Source organism: Algoriphagus litoralis, assembly GCF_003259255.1.
Classification (GTDB): Bacteria; Bacteroidota; Bacteroidia; order Cytophagales; family Cyclobacteriaceae; genus Algoriphagus; species Algoriphagus litoralis.
Map to the genome: position 1 here is coordinate 1 of NZ_QGOL01000031.1, position 4,424 is coordinate 4,424.

Sequence of the window (4,424 nt, forward strand, 5' to 3'; positions counted from 1 at the left end):
CGTACGCACTGAGGCCCAGGTATCCTGCGGTAGTGGAATAAGGTAATAGGATGAGAGAGCTAAATGACCCAAGGAAAATATCAACAGACATTTCTTCTCTCCAGAATCTCGGTCCCGGGAATTGAATCAATCCAGAAAAAATCAAGGTCTGTTCCATGATACTTGGGTTATAACTATGTCCAAGTTGAGACCAAGCCAAAAAAGAAGCGTGGACTCAAACCCGCTGTCTTAGAGGCACTGGTATACCTGAGGAACAAGCAAGTAAGTAGCCCACGCCAAAGGCGTGAGCATTCTCACTCATTTATCCCGTTCCTCAATTGAAATTACCAGTTTCCTAAGACGAGACTCACAAGTGCAAATGCATTCAAACGAATATTTGCCGATTAAAGAATACTTTAACCGCAACTAATATAGTGAAAACAAACAAAAGGACAAATATGTCCTAACAAAAATTTATCTAAATATTCAGTATTGTCCTGTGGGACGCAAGCCAAATTACAAAAACGAAGATTTCATCAAGAAAGTGAGTGCAAGAATTCTTGAAATTGCTAAGGAAAAGGACCTTGGTCAAGATCAAATTGCTGAGTTTTTTTTAATTGATGATAATCGCCAGATTGGAAGGGTTCTTAGAGGGGAGACTAATTTCGGAATAAGTGAACTTGAACGATTCGCTAAAGTATTAGAAGTCCATCCAAAGGAACTTCTAGATTTTGACTGGGAATAATTTTCGATTTAAGCCCGGAACTTTCTTTATTCGTGATTCTCACAAAATCGGGTTAGGCAAAGGGAATTTAACCCACATCTTCGCACAAAACACCAACTTTTCGGTAGAGGCTATATTTGAGAATTTCATCTCACACGACTCTACATATTTATAATTCTTTAAGTACTAAAACATCTAATTCAACGAAACGTTTGTAATTTAATAGTTAAAAAGACTTTCGTTTAATTCAAAATATTTAAATTATTTTTAACATATTTACAAATTACAACGCTGAACAAAACTAATATTCCATGCCAGAAATAATAAACACTTAAATATCTGTTTACAACCAGACTTTCAAAGGGTTAAAAATTCGTATTTTAAGAATTGTTAGCCTCATTTCTTTCTAGATTTACATAAAGATCATCTTCTATTTTGAATATTACTAAAACAAGTAATTTTAAATATATTAGGTAAGAATTTTCATGAAGGCTAGTTTCAGACGGGTTAGCCTGAGTGCCATGTAAATAGCTATTTCTCAAATCTAAACCATTCGTAAATTCACTTCTGTTCAAGTAAAAATTAAAGTAATCTTGTTCAGGCTTGGCAAATAACGAACTGTCAAAAAAGATTAATCTTTCGTCTGACATCTTCATGGCTTCTTCTTGAATTTCTTTCGGATAGTGATAAAAGGAACCAACTTCATTTTCATATAAATCCATAAATATGAAAACCCTGTTTGGATTAGTTAGTTGTATTCTATTTTCATCATCTAGAGTTATGTATCTTTTATCGATTAAGTATTTCAGTCGAGGTATTTGATATTCTTCATAGTTCATATAGTAAATATTGGACTCGTTACTTAGAAGATCAAAAAAGCTATTATAATGTTTGTCTTTAAATGGGTCGACATATGCTAATAAAGTTTGATCCGAGAAAAATAAGTTAGAGCAAACATTAGCCTCTTCGCTATCTTTATTGAAGTAAATATACTTGCTATCATTTAAGCTTGGTATGTCTCTCATTGAGCTAGGACTAGAGGACATTTGTAGAAGTTCGAAATCAATCTTCTGATCTTCGACAAAAAGCTTATACCGCTTAAGTATTGACTCCAATTCAGGGGCTATAGTTCTGACTTTTTCCAGTGGTGTAGCACTCAGAGTTGGAATTGTCAGACTTGCGTTATTTGCAAATCCATATTTTTCAAAAAAAAGAGTAGTGTAAACGTACTGAAGAATCTCTTCAATGGAAATGTTCAAAGTTCTTAAGACATTAGAATATGTAAAAATTTGAGCCTGTGATGTGATTTGCGATAATTGGAACAATATTCCGCCAAAGTATTCATTTTTGGAGCGTACCCCCATTACTCTTTCCAAGACACTTAATTGACTTGTTTTGCTGATTAAATTAATTCGATTTTGATAATCTAAATATTCAAAAAGGAGTTTAAAATTCAAATAAAGTAAATACGGGTGTGCGTTATCCTTAATGAAATCTATGCTGTAAGAATAATGAGATACAAGATTTTCAACCTTACTTTCTTTTATTTTAGATGCCTTTTCTGGATAGCTAATTGAAACTCCATACTTAAACATAGATGCATTTGATTTTTCGTCAAAAAACTTGGCATTTTCCTCCTGCTGTTTCCGCTTAGCCTTTAGCCTAATCTTATCCGATATTACAAACTCATTTGTCTTTTTTGAATTTTGTATTATAGGTAAGTAATTGATATTGCAATTTTCAGAATCAATGTATGCAGAGATAATTTTTTCCTTATCAGGCACAGTCAAACTTTTAGGCAAGTACCAATTTACTTGAGTGAAGTCTTTTTTAACTTCATAAATTGAAAGTATTATTTCAGCACTTTCTTCATAAGCCAACAGAAATTCGCGAAGAACTTCGTTATACATATCCACCAATCCTTTGTATTTCAATATTGTCCTTATTTGATAAGGTTCTTGAGCTAAAATGTTTGAAATTTTTTGGGAAGAAATTCTCTTATATACCTTTTGATCATTAATTAATCTCCAGAATGATTCCACAAAATCAAAGATAAGATCATTGTGAAATTTCAGAATGTTATCATCATCAATTCTTGACATGAATGTACCAATAAATTTTCCGTATTGAAGTACTTTTCGTTTAAATGTCTTAATATCATTTTGAGACCAATTTTTCAAATAAACCTCATTTTCGATATAAAGTTTGATATTATACAATTCTAGCAGATCATTAATATCAGCTGGAGATTCAGTAAGCTCACTTTTAAGTATTTTTTCTCCTTTGGACAATTCATATCCACCTGCCATATCCTCCTTGGAGTGAAAAACTACTTTATCTCTGTCATACTTATGCATAATGGGCAATTATTGATGTTAAAGGTTAGAAGTATATCGGAAGGCAGGGTCAATGCCTACAAGTCTTTAAACTTCGGTGAGCTTAGTTGGAAATTTACACTTTCACAAACTACAAAGCTGCCATCAAAATACCTGTTGTCAGTCAAGATTTATGGCAGAATATTATTTACGTAACTACGTAACATATTTTTACTTTTGAATAATTGTTGAACTTCTGGCTGATTGGAGATATATTCAAACAATTCGTCTTTCAAAACATCTAGGTCTGACATGCTCCCCACCTTGTTTTCACTCATAAAGTCATAGTAAAACCTTTTGATTAAGTTAGTCCTATATACATCTAAAGTTTTTTCATCAAGCAATTCTCGCTGACTATTTACAGAGTGAATTTGATTATTTCTTAGTCTTCTTATTTCAAATCGAATTTCGTCAAGTGAATTTAAAATATAATTGTCACTAGAAACCTCTTTTTCTTGTAAATGTGCAATTTTGTACTCCCCAAAATTTTTCAAAAAAGTAGAATAATTTGGATCAGTCTTAGATTTTTCAAATGTTGAAGTAAGTTTCTTCTTAAGATTTTCTTTAAATTCCAATATTTTATGAAATCTTAAATCTCTTGGATAACCTAGGTGTTCAATAACACCTGTGTCAAACGAGTAGTCCGTTTTGTCATCCTTGATAATTACGGTCGCCTTATCAAATGCTAAACGCATTCCTAATTCAAACATTACATTAGGGTTTTTGCAACTTACGTCACAAATAATGATATCATTGTTGTAAACATTTTGTATAATTCTTTTTTGAATAATACCAATATCATCTGCATCACTCACAAGATTTGGTTCAAAACCTGAATCAATTGCGACTTCTTTTAATATTGATAATATTTCTAACCAATGCTCAGGTCCACATCCGTCGATTGCAGAGATAGGCATAATTATACCACAACGAGGCTTTTGGCTGATTTCAATTTGAATGCTTTTCTCTGTCTTTTCGATTTTATTCTTTGAGTTCTCTGTCATTTCGATATTTGTTTTAATTGTGCTTAACATAAAGAGTTTTAAACGAAGCTGGATGAAAAAGAGAGACCTTGGGAAGACGGTATCCTAGATTGCGGTTAAAACTATCAACTCTACCACATTCCATCCTTTCCCGCAATCCTACGGAAAAGGATTCCTTAATGAGAGGGTGATCAAGCAGTGGCAGCCTCAGAAATTCTGGTCCGATTCGAGCCGCTCTCTAATCCAAACTAGTTTCTTGATATGAATTGAGAACTGCCATTTATCCATTTACTTCCAAAGATTTAGTAATCACAAGTAAGTGAATTTCAGATACACAAAAAATACCCAGTACTGGGTATTTTT

General features: G+C 32.7%; 3 protein-coding genes. 1 reads left to right on the plus strand and 2 read right to left on the minus strand.

Annotation, left to right across the window (positions count from 1 at the left end; genetic code table 11):
- Window positions 1-478: 478 nt before the first annotated feature.
- Window positions 479-724, plus strand: coding sequence for a helix-turn-helix domain-containing protein (locus DK188_RS20935; protein WP_111672815.1), 246 nt, complete (start codon window positions 479-481; stop codon window positions 722-724).
- A 359-nt stretch (window positions 725-1,083) separates the two neighbouring features.
- Here the strand turns inward: DK188_RS20935 and DK188_RS20940 are convergent, their stop codons facing one another.
- Complete coding sequence (locus tag DK188_RS20940; protein ID WP_111672816.1) at window positions 1,084-3,060, minus strand: hypothetical protein; 1,977 nt, start codon at window positions 3,058-3,060, stop codon at window positions 1,084-1,086.
- Window positions 3,061-3,209: 149 nt separating this feature from the next.
- Window positions 3,210-4,082, minus strand: coding sequence for a hypothetical protein (locus DK188_RS20945; protein WP_198673065.1), 873 nt, complete (start codon window positions 4,080-4,082; stop codon window positions 3,210-3,212).
- Between the last annotated feature and the right edge of the window lie 342 nt (window positions 4,083-4,424).